Source organism: Plantactinospora sp. KLBMP9567, from assembly GCF_033446045.1.
Taxonomy (GTDB): domain Bacteria; phylum Actinomycetota; class Actinomycetes; order Mycobacteriales; family Micromonosporaceae; genus Plantactinospora.
Genome location: NZ_JAWQRR010000018.1, coordinates 47,205 through 72,678, shown reverse-complemented (window position 1 = coordinate 72,678; position 25,474 = coordinate 47,205). Strand labels below are relative to the sequence as shown.

The 25,474-nt window shown below is 75.1% G+C and carries 7 protein-coding genes (1 of these 7 running past the window's edge); all 7 read right to left on the bottom strand.

The window, feature by feature from the left end; all coding sequences use genetic code 11:
* Window positions 1-11: 11 nt before the first annotated feature.
* Tightly spaced (each overlapping or abutting the next), the 7 genes in view from R6Y94_RS13535 to R6Y94_RS13505 form a layout consistent with a single transcriptional unit that may run on beyond the window.
* Window positions 12-2,654, bottom strand: a complete 2,643-nt coding sequence (locus tag R6Y94_RS13535; RefSeq protein ID WP_318396172.1) for an AMP-binding protein — start codon at window positions 2,652-2,654, stop codon at window positions 12-14.
* Complete coding sequence (locus tag R6Y94_RS13530) at window positions 2,651-10,849, bottom strand: non-ribosomal peptide synthetase (RefSeq protein ID WP_318396171.1); 8,199 nt, start codon at window positions 10,847-10,849, stop codon at window positions 2,651-2,653. Before R6Y94_RS13530 ends, R6Y94_RS13535 begins: the two co-directional genes overlap by 4 nt.
* Complete coding sequence (locus tag R6Y94_RS13525; protein WP_318396170.1) at window positions 10,842-12,335, bottom strand: aspartyl/asparaginyl beta-hydroxylase domain-containing protein; 1,494 nt, start codon at window positions 12,333-12,335, stop codon at window positions 10,842-10,844. The genes R6Y94_RS13530 and R6Y94_RS13525 overlap by 8 nt, the downstream gene beginning before the upstream one ends.
* Window positions 12,332-14,236: a condensation domain-containing protein gene (locus R6Y94_RS13520; RefSeq protein WP_318396169.1), complete on the bottom strand. Its 1,905-nt coding sequence runs from the start codon at window positions 14,234-14,236 to the stop codon at window positions 12,332-12,334. The genes R6Y94_RS13525 and R6Y94_RS13520 overlap by 4 nt, the downstream gene beginning before the upstream one ends.
* Entirely contained in the window at window positions 14,223-21,065 is a 6,843-nt protein-coding gene (locus R6Y94_RS13515; protein WP_318396168.1) for a non-ribosomal peptide synthetase, read from the bottom strand. The genes R6Y94_RS13520 and R6Y94_RS13515 overlap by 14 nt, the downstream gene beginning before the upstream one ends.
* Window positions 21,050-24,583: an amino acid adenylation domain-containing protein gene (locus R6Y94_RS13510; protein ID WP_318396167.1), complete on the bottom strand. Its 3,534-nt coding sequence runs from the start codon at window positions 24,581-24,583 to the stop codon at window positions 21,050-21,052. Before R6Y94_RS13510 ends, R6Y94_RS13515 begins: the two co-directional genes overlap by 16 nt.
* On the bottom strand, window positions 24,580-25,474 hold the end of the coding sequence (locus R6Y94_RS13505) for a type I polyketide synthase (protein WP_318396166.1). It continues 5,090 nt past the right edge of the window; 895 of the gene's 5,985 nt are visible here — the last part of the coding sequence; its start codon lies beyond the right edge, outside the window — the gene reads right to left on this strand; the stop codon is at window positions 24,580-24,582. Before R6Y94_RS13505 ends, R6Y94_RS13510 begins: the two co-directional genes overlap by 4 nt.

The window sequence follows — 25,474 nt, the reverse complement described above, 5'->3', positions numbered from 1 at the left end:
GCCGGGAGCCATCACCGGCCCCCGTCCGCCGGTACGCCACCGAGCAGGGCGTGCACGAATCGGTCCTGGTCGGCGAGCCGGAACAGCGCCGGCAGCGGCCCGCTGTCCATCGTGCCGACCGGGCAGAGGCCCAGGCCGCGTTCGGCGGCCACCAGTCCGAACGCCTGGGTCAGCGCGCCCGCCTCGAAGACGGTGAAGTCCCAGGACAGCTCGGCGTAGAGCGGCCGGATCGCGGTCATCCGGCCGATCAGGTATAGCGAGAAGGCGCTCTGCCGGAACGCGGCCCGGTTGAGGTCCAGGTGGGCGGAGGCCGGCAGCGCGGCGTCGGGGTCGATCGGCACCAGCGCGTTACGGTCCGGGTGGTAGTAGTAGCTGCCGCCGGGCAGGCCGCGGACCCGACCGGGTGCGGCGAGCAGGTACACCTGGACCGGGTAGGCGCCACCGGCCGACGGATACCAGAACTTCGGCTCGCCGCCGCGCCGGATCGCCCGGGCCGCCCCGAGCAGGCCGGCCAGGTCGGCCAGGTCCACCGGATCGGGTTCGAACGACCGGACGGTACGGCGCGCCCCGATCCGCTCGTCGGCCGGGGTGGCCAGGTCGACCGCCGTCCCGTCGTCGAGGTCGGTGCGGACGCCGTACCGGGCGTCCTTGAACGCCTGGCGTTCCAGCAGGCCGGTCAGGGTCCCGCCGCCGGCCGCTCCCTCCGTGCCGGCCGCTTCCTCCGTGCCGACGCCCGCGACGGCGGACGCCGACCCGGCGGGTGGCCCCGGCACCGGCGGCACCGACTCGGGCAGCGCGGCGAGGTGGCTGCTCACGATCACGGCGATGGACGGGAAGCGCAGTAGCTCCTCCACCTCGACCACCACGCCCAGGCTCTCCTCCAGCACGGTGGCCAACCGGACGAGCTGGTACGAGGTGGCGCCGATGTCCAGCAGGTTCGCGTTCGGCTCGATGTCACCGACGTCGAAGAGTCGGCACGCCACCTCGGTGACCCGCCGGATCAGCTCCCGCTCGTCGGCGGTAGGCGCCGGGTCCGGCCCGGACGGTGCCGTCCGGGCGGCCGGTGGGGGCGAGCCGAGTGCCCTGCGGTCGACCCGCCCGTCCGAGGTGAGCGGCAGCGCCCCGACCACCTCGATCCGGGCCGGCATCAGGTACGGCGACACCTTGCGCCGGAGGTACCCGGTCAGCTCCTCGGCGCTGACCGCCCGGCCGGTACGCGGCCGGACGTACCCCACCGATTCGGTGCTCTCCGCCACCGGTACCACCACGGCCTGCCGGACGTCCTGGTGCGCGTCCAGCGCCGTCTCGGTGTCCCGCAGGTTCAGCGGGCGGCCGTGTACGACGATCCGCGACGAGTCGTCGCCGACCGCCTCGATCACGCCCTCGGGGCGCAGCCGGCCGAAGAGCGCCGTCGGCACCAGTGGCTCCCCCGTCTCCGGGTGCGGCACCGACGGGCCGGGGGCGGCCCAGTCCGGGTCGTCCGAGGTCCGGGCCGCCAGACCGCCGACGTGCAGCCGCCCGGTCACCCAGACCGGACACGGCGCGAGGGTCTCGGTGAGCAGGTAGAGCCGGTTGTTGGCCAACGGCCGGCCGATCGGCACCGACCGCCAGTCGTCCGCCGGCTCGGTCAGGTCGCACAGCGCGACCCAGCCGTCCTGCGGCGCGGCCGCCGTCGCGTACGCCACGGTCAGGTCGCGGCCGGCGACGGAGCGCAGCTCGCGGAGGCGGTCCGGGTGCAGGGGCTCGCCGGAGAGCAGCACCGTACGGAGCGTCGCCGGCCACGACTCGCCGGTCGCCGCCAGGTGATCGAGCAGCATGTTCAGCAGGGACGGGGTGGGCAGCCACGCGGTCACCGCGTCCCGCCGGAACTGCGCCAGCCAGGCCGCCGGATGGCGTACGTCGACGTCCTGGCCGAACACCAGAGTCGCGCCCGCGAGCACCCCGGTGAACATCTCGTGCAGGGAGAGCACCGACTCGACCGGGGCCTGGGCGAACACCCGGTCGTCCGCGCCGAGGCCGAGTCGGCGGGCGACGTCGGTGACGGCGTTGAGCACGGTGGTGTGCCCGACGGCGGTGCGGGCGGCCCGGCGGGCGCCGTCCGGGGCGACCGGGTCGAGCGGGAGCACCGCCGCGGTGGCGCCCTCGTGCGGCCCGCCGTCGCCGAGCCCTATCGTGCCGGTGGGCTCCTCCTCCGGTGAGAGCACCGTCGTCCCGTCCGGCCACTCGATCCGGTCGGTGAGCCACCACTGGGTCACCACAACGGTCGCCTTGACCTGGCTGAGGGCCTCCCACCGTACGGTGCGGGGCAGGTTCGGCGGCACCGGCGCGTACGCGGCACCGACCCGCATGATCGCCAGCGCTCCGGCCAACTGCTCCCAGCCCAGCTCCACGGAGAGCGCCACCCGACTGCCCGGACCCACGCCGGCGGCACACAGCCGGTCCGCCAGGTCCGCCACCTGGTCCAGTAGTTGTCCGTAGCTCAGCGTCTCCCGGGGCGACACGACGGCGATCCGTTCCCGGTGCGCGGCGGCCACCGCGAGCGCCCGCTCGGCCAGCGTCCCGGGCGGGACCGGCGCGGTACGGCTGTTCATGGTCTCGATCAGCTCCCGTTGCTCGGCGGGGAGCGTGACGGACGCTGGCTGGGGACGGGTCACCTCGGAACACCTCCGGGCTCGCGGGTGGACGTGGTCTGCCGGGCGGTCCGGTCCACCGGCGGGTCCCCGGTCGACGCCGGCACACCGGCCTGCCGGGACCTCGTCGGTCCCTCGGCCAACGAGCCCGGTCCGGAGCCGACACCCGACACGGAGCCGGCGCCCAGCGCAGAGCCGGCACCCGGTCCGGAGCCGACACCCGACACGGAGTCGGCACCCAGCGCGAAGTCGACAGCCAACACGGCCGGTGCCGGGGCGGCGGCCTCCTGGGCCAGTACCCGGAGCAGCCGGCGGTAGGCGGCGAACATCGTCTCCACCAGGCCCGGCGGAAACGCGCTGGGCACGTAGTCCCAGCTGAACACCAGCCGCCCGGCCCGCTCGCCCACCTGGTGGTCCAGCAGGACCTGCGGAGTCTGGCTGATCGCGTAGACCGGCCGGGCTTCCCAGCCACCGGCCGGCAGGGGTTCCGCCGGCTCCGGGAAGAGCGTGCTGGTGAACACCACCGGCATGATGACGTCCGCCCCGCCGCCCCGGACCCGGCGCAGCATCCGCTGCACCTCCACGCCGCTGACGATCCCGTGCTCCAGGTCCTGCCAGATCCGCTCCTGCACCCGCCGCGCCTCGTCCGGGAACGGGCCACCGGTGCACTCCACCGCCAGCAGGGTGGTGGTGGTGAAATCGCCCACGAGTGAGTCGACGTCGGGATGCACCGGCAGCCGCTGGAACGTCGTCAGGTTGACGGTGAACCGCGGCGACTCGCTCCAGCCGGCGATGCTGCGGCAGAACGCCGCGCAGAGCAGTCCGGACGGCGTCAGGTCGGTCGCCGCCGCCCAGTTCCGCAGCGCCCGCCACGCCGGCTCGTCCAGCTCGGCGGCGAGCCGGTGGAACGCGGCTCCGCGCAGTTCCTCCGGCCGACGGGCCAGCGGCAGTGCCGGTGCCGGCGGCAGGTCCGCCAGCCGGTCCCGCCAGTAGTGCAGCGCCTGGCGGTACGGCTCGGTCTCCCGCAGCCGCTGCACGGCCAGTACGTAGTCCCGGAAGGTGACGTCCGGTCCGGACGGCTCGGCGGCCGGGTCGGCGTACCGGGCGAGCACTTCGCGGGTGAGCAGCCACATGCTGCGGGCGTCGACGGTCAGCAGGTCGAAACTCAGGTGCAGCCGGGTCTGCCCGCCGTCGAGGCGCTGCGCGCGGAGGTCGAACAGCGGCCAGTGCGCGACGTCGCGTACCTCGTGCGACATCCGGTCCCGTAGCCGCTGCCGGGCGGCGCCGGCCCGCTCCGGGTCCAGGCCCCGCAGGTCGGTCACCGGGATCCGGTACGCCGGTACGGTGGGCAGGACCTGCTGCCGGCCGTCCGGCCGGATCACGGTACGCAGCGCCGGGTGCGCGTCGACGAGCCGGCGCAGCGCCTGCTCCAGCCGGGGCAGGTCGAGGTCGGCGACCTCCAGCTCCAGGTAGCTGTGCGTCGCCACCCCGGTGAGCCCGGCACCCGCCCGGCGGCCGAGCCAGTACGCCTGCTGGATGTCGGTGAGCGGGAACGGCTCGTACGCGGCGTCCGGCTCCGGCCGCAGCGCGACCGCCGGCCCGGCCACCGGCTCCGTCGACCGGGACGCGGCGGAGATCGCCTCGGCCAGCGCCGCCACGGTGGGCGAGTCGAAGAGCTGCGGCAACGGGATCCGTACCCCGAAGGACTGTTCGAGCCGGGTGAGCATCCGGATGGCGACCAGCGATGTGCCGCCGAGGGCGAAGAAGCTGTCGTCCGGACCGACGGACTCGACGTCCAGGGTTTCCCGCCACAGTGCACAGAGCCGTTCGGTCAGCTCGGCGGAGCCGGCGCCGCGGCCAGATGGCGGCCCGCCGCTCCCGGTCTTCTCCAAGCCCTCCGCCCGCTCGGTACGCCGGGACAGCGCCCGCTGGTCGACCTTGCCGTTGCCGGTGAGCGGCAGTTCGTCCAGCACCGTCCAGGTGGTCGGCACCATGTAGTCCGGAAGCACCGCGCGGAGCCGTACGCGGACATGGTCCAGGTCGAACCGCCGGGGATCGGCCGGCACCAGGTGGGCGGCGAGTCGCCGGTCGCCGCCGGGCCGCCCGACGGCGGTCACCGCGGCCGCCCGGACCAGGCCGGTGCGGTCCAGCGCCGCCTCGATCTCGCCCAGCTCCACCCGGAACCCGTTGATCTTGACCTGGGCGTCCTCCCGGCCGAGGAATTCCAGGTTGCCGTCCGGCAGGTACCGCGCGATATCGCCGGTGCGGTAGAGCCGCCGTCCCGTCGCCGGGTGCACCGGGAAGCTCCGCCGGGTGAGCTCGTCGTCCCGCCAGTACCCGCGAGCCACCCCCAGGCCGCCGATGTACAGCTCACCGGCCACCCAGTCGGGCCGGTCGCGCCCGGCGTCGTCCAGTACGTGCAGAGTCTGGTTGTCCATCGGCATCCCGTAGGGGATGCTGCGCCAGTCCGGCCGGACGGCCCCGACCGGATACCAGACCGACCAGATCGACGCCTCGGTCGCGCCACCGAGGCTGACCACCCGGGCACCGGTCAGCGCGCGGATCCGGTCGGGCAGGCCGACCGGGATCCAGTCCCCGCTGAGCAGCACCAGCCGCAGCGAGGTGAGCGCGTCCGGGTCCACCGCCTCGGCGTGGCCCACCAGCAGTTCGGCCAGGGCCGGCACCGAGTTCCACACGGTGATCCGGCGCTGCCGGACCAGCTCGGCCCAGTGCGCCGGATCCCGCCGCCGGCCGTGCTCGGGCAGCACCACCGCCCCGCCGGCGGCGAACATCCCGAACAGGTCGTACACGGCCAGGTCGAAGCTGAGCGAGGAGACGGCCAGGATCCGGTCGTCCGGGCCGATGCCGTACCGCCGGTTGACCGTGTCGACGGTGTTGGCCGCACCCCGGTGGTCGATCGCGACGCCCTTCGGCTCACCGGTCGACCCGGAGGTGAAGATGACGTACGCCAGGTCTGTCGGCTCGGCGGGGGCTGCGTCCGCCGGTTCGTCGCTGTCGGGCAGCTCCGGTCGCTCGACGGCGACGACCCGCACCCCGGGCAATGCCGGCAGCGCGGCCAGCAGGTCGGCCTCGGTGAACAGCAGGGTGATCTCGCCCCGGCGGGCCAGCAGGGCGAACCGCTCGGCCGGCAGTTCCGGGTCCAGCGGCAGGAAGGCGGCGCCCCCCGTCAGTACCCCGAGCGTCGCCACCACCTGCGGCCAGCCGCGTCGGGTGGCCACCCCGACCAGGGTGTTCGGCCGGACGCCGGCCCGGCGCACCACCTCGGCCACCGGGCGGGCCAGCGCCGCCAGCTCGGCGTAGCTGAGCCGGATCGTCCCGTCCAGCACCGCGACCCGGTCCGGATGGCCCGCCGCGACGGTCGCGACCGGTTCGTGCAGGCACCAGGCCGGCACCGGGGACGCGGTGTCGTTGACCGTCCGGCGCCGGGCGGCCTGTGCCGCGGGCAGCTCCGGGAGGGCCGGCCGGGACCAGGCCGCCGGCTCACCGGCCAGCCGCGCCAGCAGTTCCCGGTACGCCGTGAACATCTGGTCCAGCACGTCCGGTGCGAACAGCTCGTCGACCGCGTCCCAGTTGAACAGCAGTTCGCCGTGCTCCTCGCTGACCTGGTGGTCGAGCTGGACCTGCGGGGTCTGGGTGATGGCGTACGCCAGCTCGCCGAGCCCGCCGTGCCGGGCCCACCCGGGCGCCGGATCGGCCGTGCCGGCCGCGACCGGCAGGTTGGAGGTGAAGACGATCGGCGTGCTGAGCTGTGGCGACAGCCCCCGGGCCAGCGCCCACTCCCGCATCACCTGCACCGCGCTCACCGCCGAGGCGTCCAGATCGGACCAGAGCCGGCGTTGCAGCGCCACGGCGCGGTCGAGGAACGGACCGGGCCGGGTGTGGTCGACCTCGAGCACGGAGAGCGAGGTGAAGTCCCCGACGATCTCGGCGACCCGGGGATGCACCGGCTCCCGGTCGAACACGGTGAGCACCAGGCTGTAGTGCGGGCGGCGGCTCCACGCGGTGAGCACCTCCGCGAACGCGGCGAGCAGTACCCCGGACGGGGTCAGCCCGGCGGCGGTGGCCCGCTGCTTGAGCACCGTCCAGGCCGCCACGTCGAGTCGCCCGTCCCGCCGGGTGAACCGGTGCGGGCCGGGTCGGCCGGCGGGACCGCCCGCCGGCAGTTCGGGGCCGGTCGGCAACGCCGGCAGCCGCTCCCGCCAGTAGGCCAGCGCTGCCGCGTGCTCCGCCGAGCCACGCCGGGCGACCTGGTGCAGCACGTAGTCCCGGAACGAGACGTCCAGCTCGGCCGGGCGCAGCGCCGGGTCGCGGTAGCGGGCGGCCAGTTCGTCCATCACCAGCCCGAAGCTGAAGGCGTCGCAGATCAGCGCGTCGATGCTCACGTGCAGCAGTACCCGGTCGCCGGCCGGTCCGCCGTCGACCGGCGGCAGCAGCGAGGCCCGTACGTCGAACAGCGGCCACTGGTGCGGTCCGAGGAGCTGGTGCGACATCTCGTCCCGTACCGTGGCCAGCCGCCGCGCCCGCTCCGGCTCGGCCACCCCACGCAGCGGATACACCGTCAACCGGTACGGCGGCACCTCGGACAGCACCTGCTGGGTACCGTCCGGCAGCATCACCGCCCGCAGCATCGGATGGCGCGCGATGACGCCGCGCAGCGCCGTGCTGAACCGGTCGAGGTCGAGGTCGGCGACCATCAGCTCCAGGTACGCGTGCGTGGAGACGCCGCCCAGCCGCAGGTCCTCGCCCCGCCCGACGTAGTACGCCTGCTGCACGTCGGTGAGCGGGAACGGTTCGTGCCAGCCCTGCGGGTCCGGAACGAGCACCGCAGGTGCGGCCGAGCGGTCCCGGGGCAGCCGGTCCACGGTGCCGGCGAGGGCGGCCGGCGACGGGGCGGCGAACAGGTCGGCCAGGCGCAGCCGGACACCGAGCCGGTCGGAGAGCAGCCGGACGAGCGCGGTGGCCAGCACCGAGTGGCCGCCGGAGAGGAAGAAGTCGTCCTCCCGCCCGACCGTGGGTAGGCCGAGGACCTCGGCGAACGCCGCCGCGATCACCTGCTCGGCCGGGTTCGCGGCGGGCCGGGCCGCCGGTCGGGGCGCCGGTCGGAGGGCCGGCAACGCCAGTCGGTCGACCTTGCCGCTGGCGGTGCGCGGCAGGGTGTCGACCGGCACCAGCCGTGACGGCACCAGGTAGCCCGGCAGCCGGTCGCCGAGGAAAGCCCGCAGTTCCGCCACGTCGGCGTCGGCCACCACGTAGCCGACCAGGGTCGACGAGTTCCCCTCGTCCGGCCGGACCACCACCGCCGCCGCCCGGACCCCGGGGTGGCGCAGCAGCGTCTCCTCCACCTCGCCCGGTTCCACCCGATGACCGCGTACCTGCACCTGCCGGTCCCGCCGCCCCAGGTATTCGAGGTCGCCGGTGGCACGTTGCCGGGCCAGGTCACCGGTGTGGAAGACCCGGGCGCCGGCCGGGCCGTACGGGTCGGGCCGGAAGACCTCGGCGGTCCGGCCGGGCCGGCCGTGGTAGCCGCGCGCCAGGGCCGCCCCGCCGACCAGGATCTCGCCGGGCACCAGCGCCGGGACCGCCCGCCCGCGCCCGTCGGCGACCACGGCGGTCACCCCGGACAGCGGTCGGCCGACCGGCACCTTCGGCGGTGCCGGCACCGGTACCTCGACGGCGGTGGCGTCGGCGGAGACTTCGGAGCAGCCGTACAGGTTGAGCAGGCGGGCGCCGGGCAGTTCGCGGTGGAACCGGTCCGCCAGGTCGGGCCGGATCTCCTCGCCGCTGGTGATCCAGGTCCGCAGGTACGGCAGCCGGTCGGCCAGTCCGGGTCCGCTGTCGAGGAGTACGCCGAGCAGGGCCGGCACCACCACGATCCGGGAGACCCGCGCCACGGCGAGCTGCTCCACCAGCAGATCCGGATCGAAGGTCCCGGCGTCGGGCAGCACCACCAGCCGGGCACCCGCGCGCAGCGGCCCGAACGTCTCCCAGACCGAGTCGACGAAGGTGAGCGGGCTGCGCAGGGCGCAGACCTCGCGTGCGCCGACCGGGTGGTGCCGGCGCATCCACTCGGCCCGGTTCACCGCGCCCCGGTGCAGCCCGACGACTCCCTTCGGCCGCCCGGTGGAGCCGGAGGTGTAGACCAGGTACGCCGCCTGGTCCGGGTGCAACGGCAGCCGCAGGTCGGTGTCCGGACAGCGGGCCAGCCGCGCGGCGGACGCGTCCAGCGCGATCGTCGGTACGGAGTCGTCCGGTCGGGCCCGCAGCAGCGCGCCGGTGGTGACGACCGCTCGCAGGCCGGCGTCGGCCAGGATCTCGGCGTGCCGGGCCGGCGGGTGGGCCGGGTCGAGCGCCACGTACGCGCCACCCGCCTTGAGCACCGCGAGCATCGTCGTCACCGAGGACGCCGAACGCGGCAGGCAGATCCCGACCCGGTCGTCGGCACGGACGCCGAGCGTGCGCAGGTGCCGGGCGAGCTGGTTCGCCCGGGCGTTCAGCGCGCGGTAGGAGACCTGTTCGGCGCCGTCGACCAGGGCCACCGCATCAGGGCGGTGGGCGGCCTGCGCCTCCACCGCCTCGTGCAGCAGCCCGGCCGTCCCGGGCTGCTGCCCGGCCGGTCCCCGCCGGGGCGGCGCCGGAAGCAGGTCCGGGCAGGACGCGTCGGGATCGGCCACCGCCGCGGCCAGCACGTCGCGTAGGTGTTCGCCGAGCAACCGGACGGTCGGCTCGGTGAACAGCCCGGTGTCGTACTGGAACGCCATCCGCAGCTCGTCGGGCCCGTCGTGCACCTCGACGACCAGGTCGAACGGGGCGTTACCCAGGTCGACGTCGTGCACCTGCGCGACGACACCGGCCAGCCGTACCGGTGCCGGTGGCAGGTGCGGCACGCAGAGCACCCGGATCGGGGTCGAGGCGCCGGCCACCCCCTCGGCGCGTAGCTGTTCGAGCAGCTTCTCGTACGGCATCTCCTGGTGCGCGTACCCGGCCTGCACCTGCTCCCGGACCAGCGCCCAGAGCTGGCGGAACCGGGGCCGGTCCGGCAACCGGAAGCGCAGCGGCAGGACGTTGACGAAGTAGCCGATCAGCCGCTCCAGTTCGGGCCGGGTCCGGCCGGTGGCGAGGGTGCCGACGACCAGGTCGGACGCGCCGGTCACCGCGCTCAGCACGACCACCAGGGCGGCGAGCACCAGCATGAACCGGGAGCCTCCCTCGGCCCGGCGCAGTTCCTCCAGCCCGGCCCGGAGGCGCGGATCCACCCGTACCACCAGGTTGGCACCACCGGCGCCCGGTGTGCCGTTCACGTCGACCGGCAGCTCCAGCCGGGGCAACTCCCGGAGGGTCTCCGCCCAGTAGCGGGTCAGGGCGGCGAGTTCCGCCCCGGCCAACCGCTCTCGCTGCCAGCTCGCGTAGTCGCGGTACTGGATCGGCAGCGGCGGCGCCGACCACGGTCGGCCGGCCAGCAGGTCCTGGTACCCGGCGGCGAGTTCGGCCACCAGCACGCCGTGTGACCAGCCGTCGGTCACGGTGTGGTGGATGCTCAGCATCAGGCAGTGGTCGTCCGGGCCGAGCCGGTATGCGGTGACCCGCAGCAGCGGGCCGGTACCCAGGTCGAGCGGCCGGCGCGCCTCGGCCCGGATCAACCGGCGGAGCGGCTCCGGCAGGGCGCCGTCGGGGGTCGGAGGCAGCCCGCCGAGGTCGACCAGCCGGACCGGGATGCTGGCCCGGGGCGCGATCCGCTGGGTGAGGCGGGCCCCGTCGAGCCGGAAGGTGGTGCGCAGCGTCTCGTGCCGCTGGGCCACCCGGAGCAGACTGGCGCGCAGGGCCGGCAGGTTCACCGGTCCGCGCAGCCGCACCGCGGTCGCGTAGGTGTTGACCGACGGCGCCAGGTCGCTGCCGATCCACATCCGTTCCTGGCCGAGCGACGCCGGCCATGGCCCGGGGCCGGACGCCGGCTGGATCGTACCGTCCTCGGCGAGCTTTCGGCGCAGGATCTCCTCGAACCGGGCACGCTGCTCGGCGGAGAGCCCGTCGATCCGGGCCCGCTGCTCCGCGGAGAGCCCGTCGATCCGAGCCCGCTGCTCCGCGGAGAGCCCGTTGGGCGCCGGCAGTGGCAGGACGGGCCCGTCCGTCGCGGCGGGCCGGATGCGCGACGGCCGTTCCGGCTCGGGACCGAGGCGTCCGGACCCGGCGATCTCAGGCATTGCCGGTCACCGCCTCCGCATTCGCCGGGGCCGGCACCCGGTCCGGGTCGGGAACGGAGAAGAGCAGCGCCGCCAGGGTTCCGGCGCCGTCGTTACGGATGATCGGCACGGTGTCACCCGGAAAGACCAGGCAATCGCCGGGCCGCCAGTCGACCGGCACGGCGCCGACGCGCGGTCGCGCCGGCTCCGGGACGTGCAGACCGAGACAGACCGACACCGTCGCGTCGCGGATGCCCGGATCGGGTACGGTCGCGGCGCCCGGGCCGAGTAGCACCAGTTCGACCCGGCTGCCGGACGGCACCGTCGCCTCCGGTACGGCGAGCAGGACGTCGACCAGCACCGGCAACGTCTCGCCGGCGGTGCCGGTCCAGGCACCGTCGGCGAAGAGAACCACCCGCCGTGTTCCGTCCGCCGGCTCGGAGCCGGCCGACCAGGCGGCCACCTCGGCGGCCATCCGGTCCCGGTGCTCGGCGAGGAAGCCGGCGAACCAGAAGCCGGTGGCCGGTACGGTGCCCGTACCACCCCGGACAACGGCCCGCAGCCGATCCGCCTCCGCCGCCCGCACCGAGCCGGTACGCAGGAACAACGCGTGGTCGGCAAAGGACTTCTCCCGGGTCAGCCGGTGCCGTTGGTAGGTGGCGTCGAACGGCGCCTTGTAGTCCTGGTAGTGCAGGTGCTCGACGAAGACCCCGGACACCGGGTACAGCCGCCCCGCCCGCTCGGCGACGTCGAACACCCAGGTCTCCACTTCCCACTGCGAGAAAGCGGTGGGAACGAAGTAGCCGAGCGCCTCGTACCAGCGGCGGGTCACGATGGGGAAGTCCCGGCCGCCGTCCGGATACTGGCCGGCGTCGAAGTAGAGGCAGAGCAGGCCGTCCGGATGTCCCGTCTCCAGCGCGGTGAGCCGGGCGTCGAGCGTCACGTCCCAGCCGTGGTCCACATACAACTGGTCGTCGTTCGCCATCAGCAGCACGTCCCCGCCGGCCCCGGCGGCCAGCCGGTTCCAGGCCGCCGGCACGCCGACCGGCTCGCCGACCAGCAGTACGCACCGGACCCCGCCGAACCGCCGCCCGGCGAACAGCTCCCGGTATCCGGGCAGCGCCGGATCGTCGCTGTCGACGTAGCAGAGCACCTCGACCCGGTCCGGTTCGGCCGCCGTACGGGCCACGCTGGAGACCATGCGCGCCACCTGGGCCACCCGGTCCCGGGTCGGGCAGAGCAGCGAGATCGTCCGGCGCGGACCGGCCGGGTCGGGCCGCCGGAACAGCAGGCGGGACCGCAGCCGGCGCGGTTCCAGGACCAGCCGGTAGTGCAGCCAGCGACGCGCCCGCAGGGTCAGGTTCAGGATGCCGACGACCCAGGCACGGTCACCGTCCGGGGCCCGCAACGCCCCGGTCGCCACGTCCTGGAGCGTGCGGCCCCGGAACCGGCTCAGGTGACCGAGCAGCAGCCGTACCAGGTCGGCCGTTGACCCGCGCCGGCTCATCGGCGTTCACCCTCCTCGGCCGATGCCGGCGCGGCGCGGGGCCGGTCCTCCCCGGCGGCACCGGACCCGGTCCCTGCTCGTCCGGAGCCGCTCTCCGCTACTGGGTTCCGCCCGGAGACCGGTGCGGCGCGGCGGCGGGCACCGCCGAGCCGGCGTCCGGCCTCGCCGCGGAGTGCCCCGCGCTCGTCGTCCAGGTTCGCCCGCCACGCGGCGGCGATCCGGGCCCGCAGCTCCCCGACCCGCTGCGCCGGATCGGCCAGCACCGCCTCGAGCAGCGTCGCCAACGCCCGGAGCGTCGCCGTGACCGCCGGTCGGTCGAGCCGGTTCTGGTCGTAGCGCGCCCGCAGCACCGGGTCGGCGCCGCCGGTGAACTCCAGCACGAGGGGGTACCCCTCCTCGACGACCACCGACAGCCGCTCGATCCGCAACCCGGCCACCTCGTCGCCGCCCCGGATCCAGGTGGGGAAGTTCTCCACCACCACGATGCTGTCGAAGAGCCCTCCCCCGTAGGTCAGGCCGACGGTCCGCTCGATCCGGCTCAGCGCGACGTGCTGCCGCTCGCGCAGTTCGCCGAGCCGCCGCTGCACCTCGCCCAGCCACTCCAGTGCGACCGCGTCGGCCGGAGCCGGGACGCGCAGCGGAAGGGTGTTGACGTACATCCCGACGCTCTCGGTCACGCCGGGCAGCTCCGGCGGCCGGCCGGAGAGGGTGGCGCCGTAGAGCACGTCGTCCCGACCCGTGTGCACCCCGAGCAGCAACGCCCAACCGGCGTGCACCAGCGTGCCGGCGGTCACGCCGTGGCGCCGGCCGAACGCCGCCAGTGCGTCCGCGACCGGCGCCGGCAGCACCAGGTCGACCTGCGGGCGTTCGGCGGTCACCAGTTGCCCGTCCACACACCCCGGACCGGCCACCCGGGTCGCCGCCGGCAGGTCGCCGAGCCGGCGCCGCCAGAACTCCCCGTCCGGCTCCGGCTGCCCGGCCAACCAGCCCAGGTACGTCTCGAACGACGGCCGCTGGCGCGGCGCCGCCGGCTGCCCGGCCCGGAGGCGGCGGTAGTTGTCGAAGACGTCCCGCAGCACCAACTGCTGCGACCAGCCGTCCAGGACCAGGTGGTGGTACGTCCACACGCACCGGTGCGCGGACGGTCCCTCCGGCACCAGGACGAGCCGCATCAGCGGCCCCTGTTCGAGGTCGAAGCCGCGCCGCCGGTCCTCCGCCAGCAGTTCGGCGAAGGCGTCCTCCCAGGCGGCGCCGTCGAGCCGACCGAACTCGACGAACTCGATCGGCATGCTCAGCCCGGGCACGAACGCCTGACCGGGGCGGTCGCGGTCTGTCCAGCGCACGACCATCCGCAGGGCCCGATTCGCCGCGAAGACCGCTTGCCAGGCCGACCGGAACGCCTCCCGGTCCAGTTCGCCGACGAGCCGGCAGCGTAGCTGCACCAGATACGCTCCGGGCGTACTGCCGCCCACCGAGTGGTAGAGCATGCCCTGCTGGAGCGGGGTCAGTGGGTGCTCCGTCCCGGCGACCTGGCCGGCGGTGTCCGGCGCTTCCGGCGTACCGGTCGGCTCGGCGGCCGCGGCCAGTCCGGCGACGGTCCGGATGGTCCGGCCGTCGAGCAGATCCTGGGTGCCGATCCGCAGCCCGGCCTGCTGTGCCCGGGCGACGACCACGATCGCGTGCACCGAGTCGCCGCCCAACTCGAAGTAGTCGTCGTCGATGCCGACCGGGTCGACCTCCAGCACCTGCTGCCAGATCTCCACCAGAGCGTGCTCGGCTCCGGTGCGCGCCGGTGCGTACGCCGCCGTGGCCGGGCGTTCCTCGGCGGCGGCCAGCCACCGCGACAGGAGTTCCCGCTTGGCCGGTGACAGTTCCGCGATCCGGTCGTCAGGTCCGGTCATCTCCACCTCCCGGGGACGTCGATCCGCCGCCGTGCCCGGCGAGCAGGGCGGCCGCCCGCTCGTCGGAGAGGCCGCGGACCCGTTCGAGCAGTCGGTCCAACCGGTCGATCCTCGCGTCGGCCGCAGCGCTGCCCGGCGGTACCGGTGGCGGCGTGACCCGGGCCGGCCGGTGCGGGTCCACCGCCGCCGCCGCGACCGCCCGCCGGTAGCAGTCGCCGATCGCGGCCACCTGGGCCGGGCCGAACTCGCGCGGGTCGAACTCCAGCAGCAGCCGTAGCCGGCCGGTCCAGGCGTCCAGGTTGAAGTGCGCGGTCAGCGGCAGGTACGTCTGGTCCGGCGCGTACAGGTCGCCGACCACCAGCCCGGTCGCCGAGGCGAGCCGCTGGTAGAGGTGGAAGTGGGTGAAGACGAACAGGGTGTCGAACAGGCCCGCCGCGCCGAGCCGGCGATGCGCCTCCACCAGCGGATATCGCCGGTACAGCGCGAGCCGGCCCTCGGTGTGCCGCATCGCCCGGGCCAGTTCCGCCCAGGTGCCGGCGTCCGACGGTGCGCGCAGCGGCAGGACGTTGTTGAACATGCCCACCACCCGGTCGCCGTCGGGGCGCTCCAGCCGCCCGTTGGCCTGTAGCCCGGTGACGACCTCGTCCCGCCCGACCAGCGCCCGCAACACCGCCACGTGCAGGCCCAGCAGGACGTGTTTGAGGCCGACGGCGAGTTCGGTCGCCAGCCCGGCCAGCCGGGCGGCGTGCCGCTCGTCGATGCCGACCACGTGCCGGCGGTCGACCGGCCCGACCCCGCCCGCCGGGTACGGCCACCGGGGCAGCAGGCTCGGCCGCGCCCCGGCCAGCTCGTCCCGCCAGAACCGCCGATGCGACGTGGACCGCGCGGCGGCCCGCTCGGCGGCGACGAAGTGCCGGTACTCCGTCCGGGGCGGCGACAGCTCGACCCCGCCGGCGCGGTCCGCTCCCGCGTAGTCGGCCAGGATCTCGGTCAGCAGGGTGGCGTCACACCAGCCGTCGAGCCCGAAGCTGCTCACCGTGAACCGGAACGCGCTGCCGAGGTCGTGCGCGGTGAACCTGACCAGGGGTCCGGTCGTCACCGCGAACGGCCGGTGAAGTTCGGCCCGAAGCCACCGGTCGACCGCGCTGCGGCGGGCCGGCTCGGGCAGTTCGGCCAGGTCGACCAGTTCCAGCGCGGGTGGCAGGTCCGCGTGCACGAGTTGGATCGGCTCCGGATAGGAGGTGAGGTCGAAGCTGGAGCGCAGGTAGGCGTGCCGGGCGACGGCGGCGCGTACCGCCCGGTCCAGCCCGACCCGGTCCAGCGGCGCCTGGACGGCCAGGCTGGTCAGGTACACCTCGTAGCCGGGATTCCGGTCGAGCTGGGACAGCAGGGCCCGCTGCCCCATCGAGACCGGGTACGCGTCGACCACTCCCGGCCGGTGCGCCGCCTCGGGGCAGAGGGCGAAGGCCGGCACCTCCGGTTCGGCCGCGACGGCGGCGTCCGCGTCGTCGACCAGCGCGGCCAGCGCCCGGATCGTCCGGTACCGCAGCAGGTCGGTGACGCTGACCGCCAGTCCCGCCTCCCGGGCGGCGCCGACCAGCCGGACGGCGACGATCGAGTCACCGCCGGCCGCGAAGAAGTCGTGGTCGATCCCCACCTCCGGCACGCCGAGTTGGGCCCGCCACAGCGCCGCGAGCCGGATCTCGGTCGCGGTTGCCGGTGGGCTCGGCACGGCCGGGAGGTCCGGTCCGGTCGGCACCGGAAGCGCCCGGCGGTCGAGTTTTCCGCTCGGGGTCGTCGGCAGGCGGTCCAGCAGCACCACCCGGGCCGGCACCAGATGGGCCGGCAGCACCTCCCGCAGCTGGTCCCGCAGTCCGGTGGCGTCGAGGGTGCCGGCCGGGGCCGCGTAGCCGGTGATGGTGAGGTGCCCGTCCGGGCCCGGGTGGGCGATCGCCACCGCGTCCCGTACGCCCGGCTGCCGGCGCAGCACCTCGGCGATCTCACCCGGTTCGACGCGGTTGCCGCCGATCTTGACCTGCTCGTCGGTCCGGCCGACGAACTCGAGCACGCCGTCGGGCCGGACCCGGGCCCGGTCACCGCTGCGGTAGAAGCGTGCGCCCGGCTCCGCCCACGGCGCCGGCCCGAACCGCTGCGCGGTCAGCCCCGGCCGGTTCAGGTAGCCACGGGCCAGGCACACCCCGCCCAGGTACAGCTCGCCGGGCACCCGGACCGGCGCCGGGCGGCGCCGCTCGTCCAGCACCCGGCAGGCCACGTTGGCGATCGGCCGGCCGATCGGGACCGGGCCGCCCGGGTCCGGGACGCACCGCCAGGCCGTCACGTCCACGGCCGCCTCGGTCGGCCCGTACAGGTTCTCCAGCTCGACCCCGAGCACCTCGACGGCGCGGGTCGCCAGCGACGCCGGCAGCACCTCGCCGCTGCACACCACCCGGCGCAACCCGGCCGCCGCGTCGGGCTCGGCGGCGGCCTCGGCGACGAACGGCGCCAGCATCGTCGGTACGAAGTGTGCGGTGTGCACCCGTTCGGCCGCCACCAGCCGCAGCAGGTAGCGCGGATCGCGGTGCCGTCCGGGCGCGGCCAGCACCAGGCAACCGCCGGTGGCCAGCGGCCAGAAGACCTCCCAGAGGGAGACGTCGAACGTGACAGGCGTCTTGTGCAGCACCCGGTCCCCGGGCGCCAGCCGGTACGCCTCCTGCATCCACCGGATCCGGTTGACGATGCCCTCGTGCGGCACCACCACGCCCTTCGGCACCCCGGTCGACCCCGAGGTGTAGAGCAGGTACGCCGCCTGCCCGGGATGCACCGCCGCCGGAGCCGCCGTACCACCCGCCCGGTCGAGCAGGTCCTCGACGAGCAACACGGATCCGCCGAGCCCGTCGAACCGCCCGCGCAGCCGCCGTTCGCTCAGGAGCAGCCGGGCGCCGCTGTCGGCGAGCATCGCCGCCAGCCGTACCCGGGGCTCGGTCGGGTCGAGCGGCAGCAGCGCGCAGCCCGCGTAGAGCACCCCGAGATAGCCGACGACCAGCTCGGCCCCGCGCTCGGCGAGTATCGCGACCGGCTCGTCGGGGCGGGCGCCCCGACGGCGCAGTTGCGCCGCGAGCCGGGACGCCGACCGGTGCAGCGCCCGGTAGCTGAGCTGGCGGCCGCTCGCCGGGTCGGTCACCGCCACCGCGTCCGGCCAGCGCCGCGCGGCGGCGGCGACCAGGTCGTGCAGCCCGTCGCGCCGGCCGTCCGGTCGGGACGGGCCGGCGGCCAGGGCGAGCAGCCGGCGCCGCTGGGCCGGGTCCGTCAGCTCGGCGTCGCCGACCGGGGCGGTCGGGCGCGCCGCCACCGCCGCCAGCAGCCGGGCGAGACCGTCGGCGAGCGTCGCCACGGTACGCCCGGTCAGCACGTCCTGCCGGTACTCCCAGACCCCGACCAGTTCGCCGCCGATCTCGGCCATGCTCAACGAGAGGTCGAACTGCGCCCACCGGCGAGGGACCGGCCGGATTTCGGCCCGGAACCCGTCGACGTCCAGCCGCCCGGGCACCCCGAGGGCCATCGCCCGGAACCCGTCCCCGCCGGCACCGTACTCCTGGTGCAGGGTGAACAGCGTCCGTACCGGCGCGGGCACCGCCCCGCTTCCGGCCCGCTGGTCGGCGACCATCTGGGCGTACGGATAGTCGCCGTGCTGCACGGCCTCCCGGAGCAGCCGGGCGGTGTCCTGAAGGAACCCGGTGAACGGCTGGGCAGCCCGGTAGCGCGACCGCAGCGGTACGAGATTCACCAGATAGCCCACGGTGTCGGCGAGTTCCGGGGCGTCCCGGGCGGCCAGCAGCGTGCCGAGCACCGCGTCCGGTTGGCCGGTGAACCGGTGCAGCATCAGCCGATATCCCGCGAGCAGGGTGCTGAACAGGGTCGACCGGTGCGCCGCCGAGAGTGCCCGCAGCCGGGCGGTCAGCTCGGCGGGCAACCGGAACTCGTGCGTGCCGCCGGCAAAGCCGACCCTGGCGGGGATCTGCCCGGCGGGGATCTGCCCGGCGGGGGCTGGGGGGTCGGTCGGCAGGTCCAGCCCGGAGGGGGCCTCGGCCAGGGCCCGCAGCCAGTGCCGCCGGCTCTCGGGATAGCGGGCGGCGGCGGTCAGCGCGCGCTCGGCCGCCAACTGCCGGGCCTGCCCTGTCCCGACCGGTGCGGTCGTCGCCTCCGGGCCGTCCTCGGCACAGCCGTCGACCAGCTCCCGGACCACCAGCACCATCGACCAGAAGTCGGCCACCAGATGGTGCGCGACCACCAGCAGCACCTGCTCGGCCGGGCCGCGGCGGAACAGGGTCAACCGGACCGGCAACTCCTCGGTCAGCTCGAACGGTCGTTCCGCCTCCGCCGCCAGCCGGGCCTCGAACCGCTCCTCGGGCAGCGCCGTGGCGTCCACCCGGAGCAGCGCCGGTCCGGCCGGGACGACGGCGCAGCGCGGTTCCCCGTCGCGCAGCGCGAACCGGGTACGCAGCGCCGGTTGGCGACGGACCAGCCGGGTCACCGCCCGGTCGAGCCGCTCCGCCGGTACGCCGGTGATGGTCAGCGCCCGGGCCAGGTGGTACGCGGCGGCGGTCGGCGCGAGTTGCTGCTCGAACCAGATCGCCTGCTGCCGCAGGGTGAGCGGGAGCCACTGCGGGGTGGCCGGGTCGGTGCCGTCCACGTGCACGCCACCCGGCGAGCGGTTCTCGGCCACCGGTCCGGCCGGCGACCAGTCGTCCAGTCCGGCCGGCGGGTCGTCCAGTCCCCCCGGCGGGTCGTCCAGTCCGGCCGGCGACAGGTCGTCCGGTCCGGAGCGCACGTCCGCCAGCTCGGCCACGATCCACCGCGCCAGGTCCTCGGCGGTGGCGGCGCCGAGCAGCCAGGTCAGCCCGGGATCCACCGCGTATCCGCGCCGGACGGCGTGCCGCAGTTCCAGGGCGACCAACGAGTTGACGCCCAGCTCCACCAGCGGCCGGCCGGGGTGCGGGGCGGCGGTGGGCGGATCGGACCCGAGCCGGCCGACGACCGCGTCGAGCAGTGCCTCCGCCAGCCGCTCGATCGCCGCCGGCCGGCCCAGTCGACGCAGCTCCTCCGCTCCGGGCAGCGCGGGCAGCGTGGCCAGCCGGTCCAGCGCGATCTTGCGGTAGACCGGCAACCCGCCCGACCGGTACGCGTCCCGGCAGGCCTGCCGGCGCACCTTTCCGCTGGTCGTCTTCGGAGTACCGCCCCGGCGCAGCAGCACCAGCGTGTGCGGCACGATGCCGTGTTCCCGGAGTACCCGCGCGCGCACCGCGCCGGCTATCGCGGCCGGGTCGGCCCGGTCACCGTAGCCGCGCAGCTCGCAGCAGAGCACCACCCGCTCGGCGCCGTCGGTGTCGACGGCGAAGGCCACCACGCTGGCCGGCCGGACCGCCGGATGGGCGCGTTCGACAGTCTGCTCAAGATCCTGCGGGTAGTGGTTCTGGCCGTGCACCACGAGCATGTCCTTGTGGCGACCGGTCACGTACAGCTCGCCGTCGAGCAGGCAGCCGAGGTCGCCGGTACGCAGGTAGCGGGTGCCGGATCCGGCCAGCCGGGCGCCGAAGGTCGCCGCCGACTCGGCCGGCGCCGCCCAGTAGCCCTGGGCCACCCCGCCGCCGGCGACCCAGATCTCGCCGACCGCACCGTCCGGGCAGGGCTGCCCGGTCGCCGGATCCACGATCCGGATCTCGGTCCGCAGCCCGGGCCGTCCGCAGGCCACCAGCGGTACGGCCGGACCCGCGGCGGGGGCGACCACGCCGGCCCGGAGCCGCCCGGCGTCCACCTGCCGGACCCGGGGCGGCTCGTCGCGGAGCGGTCCGGTGACCAGCAGCGTCGCCTCGGCCAGCCCGAAGCAGGGAAAGTGCGCCTCCTCGGCGAAGCCGTACCGGCCGAACGTCTCGGCGAACCGGTGCAGCGACTCCGCGCGTACCGGTTCGGCGGCGTTGAACGCGACCCGCCAGGACCGCAGGTCCAACCCGGCCCGATCCTCCTCGGTGCTGTTCGCGACGCAGAGGTCGTACGCGAAGTTGGGGCCGCCACTGGTGTGCGCCCGGTACCGGGACACCGCCCGCAGCCAGCGCACCGGCCGTTGCAGGAAGGCCATCGGCGGCATGAGTACCGACAGCGACCCGAGGAAGAGCGGCTGCATGATGTTGGCTACCAGGCCCATGTCGTGGAAGAGCGGCTGCCAGCCGACGAAGGCCGAGTCCCGGTCGTGGCCACAGGCGGCGGCAATCAGCCGCTCGTTCTCGACGATGTTGCGGTGGCTGACCATCACCCCCCGGGGAGTGCGGGTGGATCCCGAGGTGTACTGGAGGAACGCGAGGTCGTCCAGGTCCGTGCCGGGGTCGGTCCAGTCCTCGGCAGCCTCGTCGGGCACGGCGGTGACGTCGATCGGGGGCAGCCCGGCCAGCTCGGCCGGTTCGGTCTGCGACGGCGGTGCCAGCACGGCGGCCGGAGCGCAGTCGGCGCGGATGGTTCGCAACCGGGTCCGGCCCGGCCCGGCACCGGGCGCGTCGCAGGGCACCGCGACGGCACCGGCGTACAGGCAGCCGAGGAACGCCTGCACGTACGCCAGGCCCGACGGGTACGCGATCAGGACCCGCTCACCCGCGAGCCGGCGCTGCCGGAGTACCGCCGCGATGGCCCGGGACCGTACGTCGAGTTCGGCGAAGCTGCACCGGTCGCGTTCCGTCTCGCCGTCGGGCAGGAAGACGTACGCCGGTCGCTCCGGTGTGCCGGCGGCATGCTCCCGGGCGATCCGTACGATCGTCCGGTCGGCTGCTATCGACGGCCCCATGCGTCCTCCTCGGCCGTTCCGGTCACCTCGGCGAGTGCGCTGCGGATCGCCTCGTCTTCCCGCCGCGCCACCAGCTCGTCCACCGTCGCCGCCAGGGAGGCGATGTCCAGCGCCTGGTAGATCCGGCGGACCGGGGTGTCCACCCGGAACGTCTCGACGATCCGGGCGTGGAACTGGGTCACCAGCAGGGAGTCGCCGCCCAGGTCGAAGAGGTTGTCCCGGACCCCGATCACGTCGACCGAGGGGAATCCGAGCAGTTCGGCCAGGATCGTCGCGAGGATCCGCTCGGTCTCGGTGCCGGGCCGGTCCCGCCCGGTCCCCTCCGGCGCGGGCAGCGCACGTCCGGCCAGTTCGGCCCGGTCGACCTTGCCGTGCCGGGTCAGCGGCAGCGCGTCGAGCAGCACCAGCCGGGCCGGCACCATGTACCGGGGAAGCCGCTCCGCCAGGTACCGCCGCAGGCCCGGCTCGTCGAGGTCGGGGCCGCCGGCGTCCGGCACGACGTACCCGGTCAGGTGGGTACGCCGGGCGGAGCCGGACAGCACCACGGTTGCCGCCCGTACCCCGGGATGGGTGGTCAGGGCGGCCTCGATCTCACCCGGCTCGATCCGGTAGCCCCGCAGCTTGACCTGGTCGTCGATCCGCCCCAGATAGCGCAGCTCACCACCGGGCAGTTGCCGGCCGCGGTCGCCGGAGCGGTAGTGCCGGACCCCGGGTACCGCACCCGGACCGGCCGGGACGAAGCGGTCGGCGGTCAGCCCCGGACGCCGGTGGTAGCCCCGGGCGAGCCCGACCCCGCCGACGAAGAGTTCCCCGCTGCCGCCGTCGGGCAGCGGCTCCCCCCGGCGGCCGCGGACCCGCACCGACTGGCCGGGCAGCGGCCGGCCGATCGGGCTGCCCGGCGCGCCGCCCGGCCGGTCCGCCGCCGCGACGTCCGACGGGTCGAGCCGGCGGAACGTGGCGTGCACGGTCGTCTCGGTGATCCCGTACAGATTCGCCAGCACCGGCCGGCCCGGTGCGGTCGCGGTGAACCAGCCGGCGAGCTGGCCGACGTCGCAGTTCTCCCCGGCGAGCAGCACGGCATGCAGTCCGCCGGTCGCGCCCGCGGCCAGCGCGACCGGGGCGAGCTGGCCGAAGGCGGCCGGGGTCTGGCTGAGCATCGTCACCCGCTCGGCGACGAGGTACCGCCACAGCTCGTCGGGGGTACGCGCGCTGCCGGCCGGGGCGACGACGAGCCGGTCCCCGGCGGTGAGTGCGCTCCACATCTCGAAGACGGCGACGTCGAAGGTCGGTGCGTGGGTCATGGACCAGGTCCGCGCCGCCGTGGACGCCGGCAGCGCCGAACGGACTCCGGCGAGTACGCCGGTGAGGTTGGCGTGGGTGACGACGACCGCCTTCGGCATTCCGGTGCTGCCGGAGGTGAAGATGGCGTAGGCGACGTTGGCCGGGCTGACCGGTGGGCCGGGCCGGGGTGGCGCCGGGGCTGTCCAGCGGGCTGGCTCGGCGGCGGGTAGCTGGTCGACGTCGGGTCCGAGCAGGCCGGGTCGGGTCACCGCGACGCGTATCCCGGCGTCGCCGCAGATCCGGTTGCGCCGCTCGGCGGGCTCGCCCGGGTCGATCGGAACGTAGCCGGCACCGGCCTTGACGATGGCGAGCGCCGCGACGACCAGGTCGAGCGACGGTTCCAGACAGAGACCGACGAGGGACTCGGGCCCGACGCCCCGGGCCCGCAGTGCCCGGGCCAGCCGGCCGGCGCGGACGTCCAGGGCTCGGTAGCTGAGCTGGTCGCCCCGGCAGGTGACGGCGATCGCGTCCGGTTGCCGGGCGGCGACCCGCGCGACGAGTTGGTGCAGACAGCCTGGCACGGCCGGGTCGGCGCCGGACCCGGGGATCGGCGCCCCGGCGCCGGTCCCCGTCCCGGCGCGCGCAGCGCCCGACGTCGCGCCGTCGGCGGACTCCGGACCGGCCGACTCCGGACCGGCCGACTCCGGACCGGCGGCGTTCTCGGGCGACTGTCCCGGGCTGGTCGGCGCCGGCAGGGCGGGCCGGGCGGGGGCGTCGGTGAGCACCGTCGCGGTCAGCTCGACGATCCGGGCCGCCAGCACGGGCGCCAGCCGCCCGGGGTCGTACTCCAGCTCCAGGTCGAGGCCGTCGTCGGCCGGGGTCGCGGTCAGGGCCAGCGCGAACTTGGGCATCACCGGCGTCGACGGCGCCACCGTGACGTGCAGCTCCGGCAGCCGGATCCGGGGTGCCGGGGTGTTCTGCAGGGTGAAGGCCACCGCGAAGAGCGGGTTGTCGCTGAGCGTACGTTCCGGCCGGAGCGCCTCGACGAGCCGCTCGGTCGGCACCTCCCGGTCGTCCAGGGCCGCCCGTACCACCTCGTGTACCCGCTCGACCAGCTCGCCGAAGCTCGGCCGCCCGCCCAGTCCGAGCCGCAGCGGCAGCATCGTCGCGAAGGGACCGATCAGCGGTTCCAGTTCGAGTCGTCCCCGTCCGGCGACGGCGGTACCGACCACGATCTCGGGCTGCCCGCCGACCGCGTGCAGCGCCCAGGCGAAGCCGCTGAGCAGCACGGTGAAGAGGGTCGTACGCCGCTGCCGTGCCGTCTCGATGAGCCGGTGCACGGCCGGCCCGGCCAGCGTCAACCGGGCCGTCCGGACCGGCACCGCCGCCGTGTCGGGCGCGGCCGACGCCAGCAGATCGAGACCGAACCGGGCGCCGTCCAGCCGCCGTGTCCAGCGCCGTACCGCCGCGTCCTGGGCCGACCGGTGCGCCGGCTCCCGCTGCCATGCGGCGAAGTCGGCGTACTGGATCGGCAGTTCGGGCAGTCGGTGCGGTACGCCGCCGAGCAGCGCGGTGTAGACCTCGCTCAGTTCACCGAACAGCACCCCGAGCGACCAGCCGTCGCTGGCGATGTGGTGCCGGGTGACCAGCAGGACGTGCCGGTCCCCGCCGAGCCGCGCCAGCAGGGCCCGCAGCACCGGCCCGGCGGCCAGGTCGAACGGGCGCCGGGCCTCGGCGACGGTGAGTTCGTCCAGCGCCCGCTGCCGGACGTCCTCGGGCAGCGCGCCGAGGTCGACCAGTGGCAGCACCGCGCCGGCCACGGACTCGACCACCGGATACGGCCGACCCCGCCGGGTGCGGTAGCGGGTCCGCAGTACCTCGTGCCGGCGCAGCACTTCGGAGAGCGCCAGCCGCAGCGCCGCCGGACGCAGCGGTCCGGCCAGCTCCACCCGGATCGGCAGGTTGTACGCGTTGTCGCCCGGCCGCAGCACCGCCTGCAACCACAACCGCTCCTGAGCGTACGACAGCGCCGTCGGCGGCGCGTCGAGCCGGGGTATGCCGGCACCGGCCCGCAACGCCGCGAGCAGCTCGGGTTTGCGGGCCCGCAGCTCGGTGACGAGTTCCTCGGTGAGCACTCCGGGCGGGGCGGTGCAGCGCAGTTCGTCGCCCTCGGGCACCAACGTCACCTGCCGGCGGCGCAGGTCCGACAGGAGTTCGTCGATCGGTCCGGCGGTCACAGCACCACCTCCTCGCGACCGGTGGCGAGCGGCGGCCGGGACCGCTCCAGCAGCTCCGCCAGCCCGGCGAGGGTCGGGTTGTCGAACACCCGGGCGACGGAGAGTTCGACGCCGTACTCGGCGCGCAGCATCGAGAGCAGCCGTAGTGCGAGCAGCGAGTCGCCGCCCAACTCGAAGAAGTCGTCGGTGGGTGCCACGTGCGCCACGCCGAGCAGCGTCGACCAGAACCCGGCGAGGGTGCGCTGTACCGGGGTGGCCGGACCGGGGCGGCCCTTCCCGCCGTCGCCGTTCCCACCGTCGCGGGCCGCGCCGGGGCTCACCCGGAGCCGGTTGACGGCGGCGAGGTGGTCGGCGGTGCTGAACGCCTCGTGCCGGACGAGCAGCTCGGCAAGGTCCTGTGTGGAGACCACCGCGCGCGGGACCGGCCCGTGCGCCAGGATCCGGGCGAACACCTCGGTCCCCTCCGAGCGGGTGATCCCACCGAGCAGGTCGTCGGCGGGGCCGAACCCGGCCGCCGGATCCGGGCTTCCGGCGGCGTACCGCTGCCCGAGCCGGCGCTGGGCCTCCGCCCACATGCCCTCGTCCAGCCAGTCGCTCCAGGCGATCGCGACTGTCCGGCCGGGGCGGCGGGCGGACCGGTACTCGGCGAAGGCGTTCAGGAAGTCGTTGCCGGCGACGTAGCCGACCTCACCGAACTTCAGTTTGTGCAGCACGCTGCCGATGGACGAGCAGAGCACGAAGAAGTCCAGCGGACGGTCGCCGAGCACCTCGTCCAGCACCAGCGCACCCCGGGTCTTCGCGGCGGTCGCCGCGTCGGTGTCGGCCGTGCTCCGGCGCTGGATCATGCCCGCGGTGTCCGGGACACCGGCCGCGTGCACGACGCCGGTCAGC

Excerpts from the sequence above, each read along its gene's own strand:
- R6Y94_RS13530 (WP_318396171.1), bottom strand. The coding sequence starts at position 10,849 with ATGCCTGAGATCGCCGGGTCCGGACGCCTCGGTCCCGAGCCGGAACGG.
- R6Y94_RS13525 (WP_318396170.1), bottom strand. The coding sequence starts at position 12,335 with ATGAGCCGGCGCGGGTCAACGGCCGACCTGGTACGGCTGCTGCTCGGT.
- R6Y94_RS13520 (WP_318396169.1), bottom strand. The coding sequence starts at position 14,236 with ATGACCGGACCTGACGACCGGATCGCGGAACTGTCACCGGCCAAGCGG.
- R6Y94_RS13515 (WP_318396168.1), bottom strand. The coding sequence starts at position 21,065 with ATGGGGCCGTCGATAGCAGCCGACCGGACGATCGTACGGATCGCCCGG.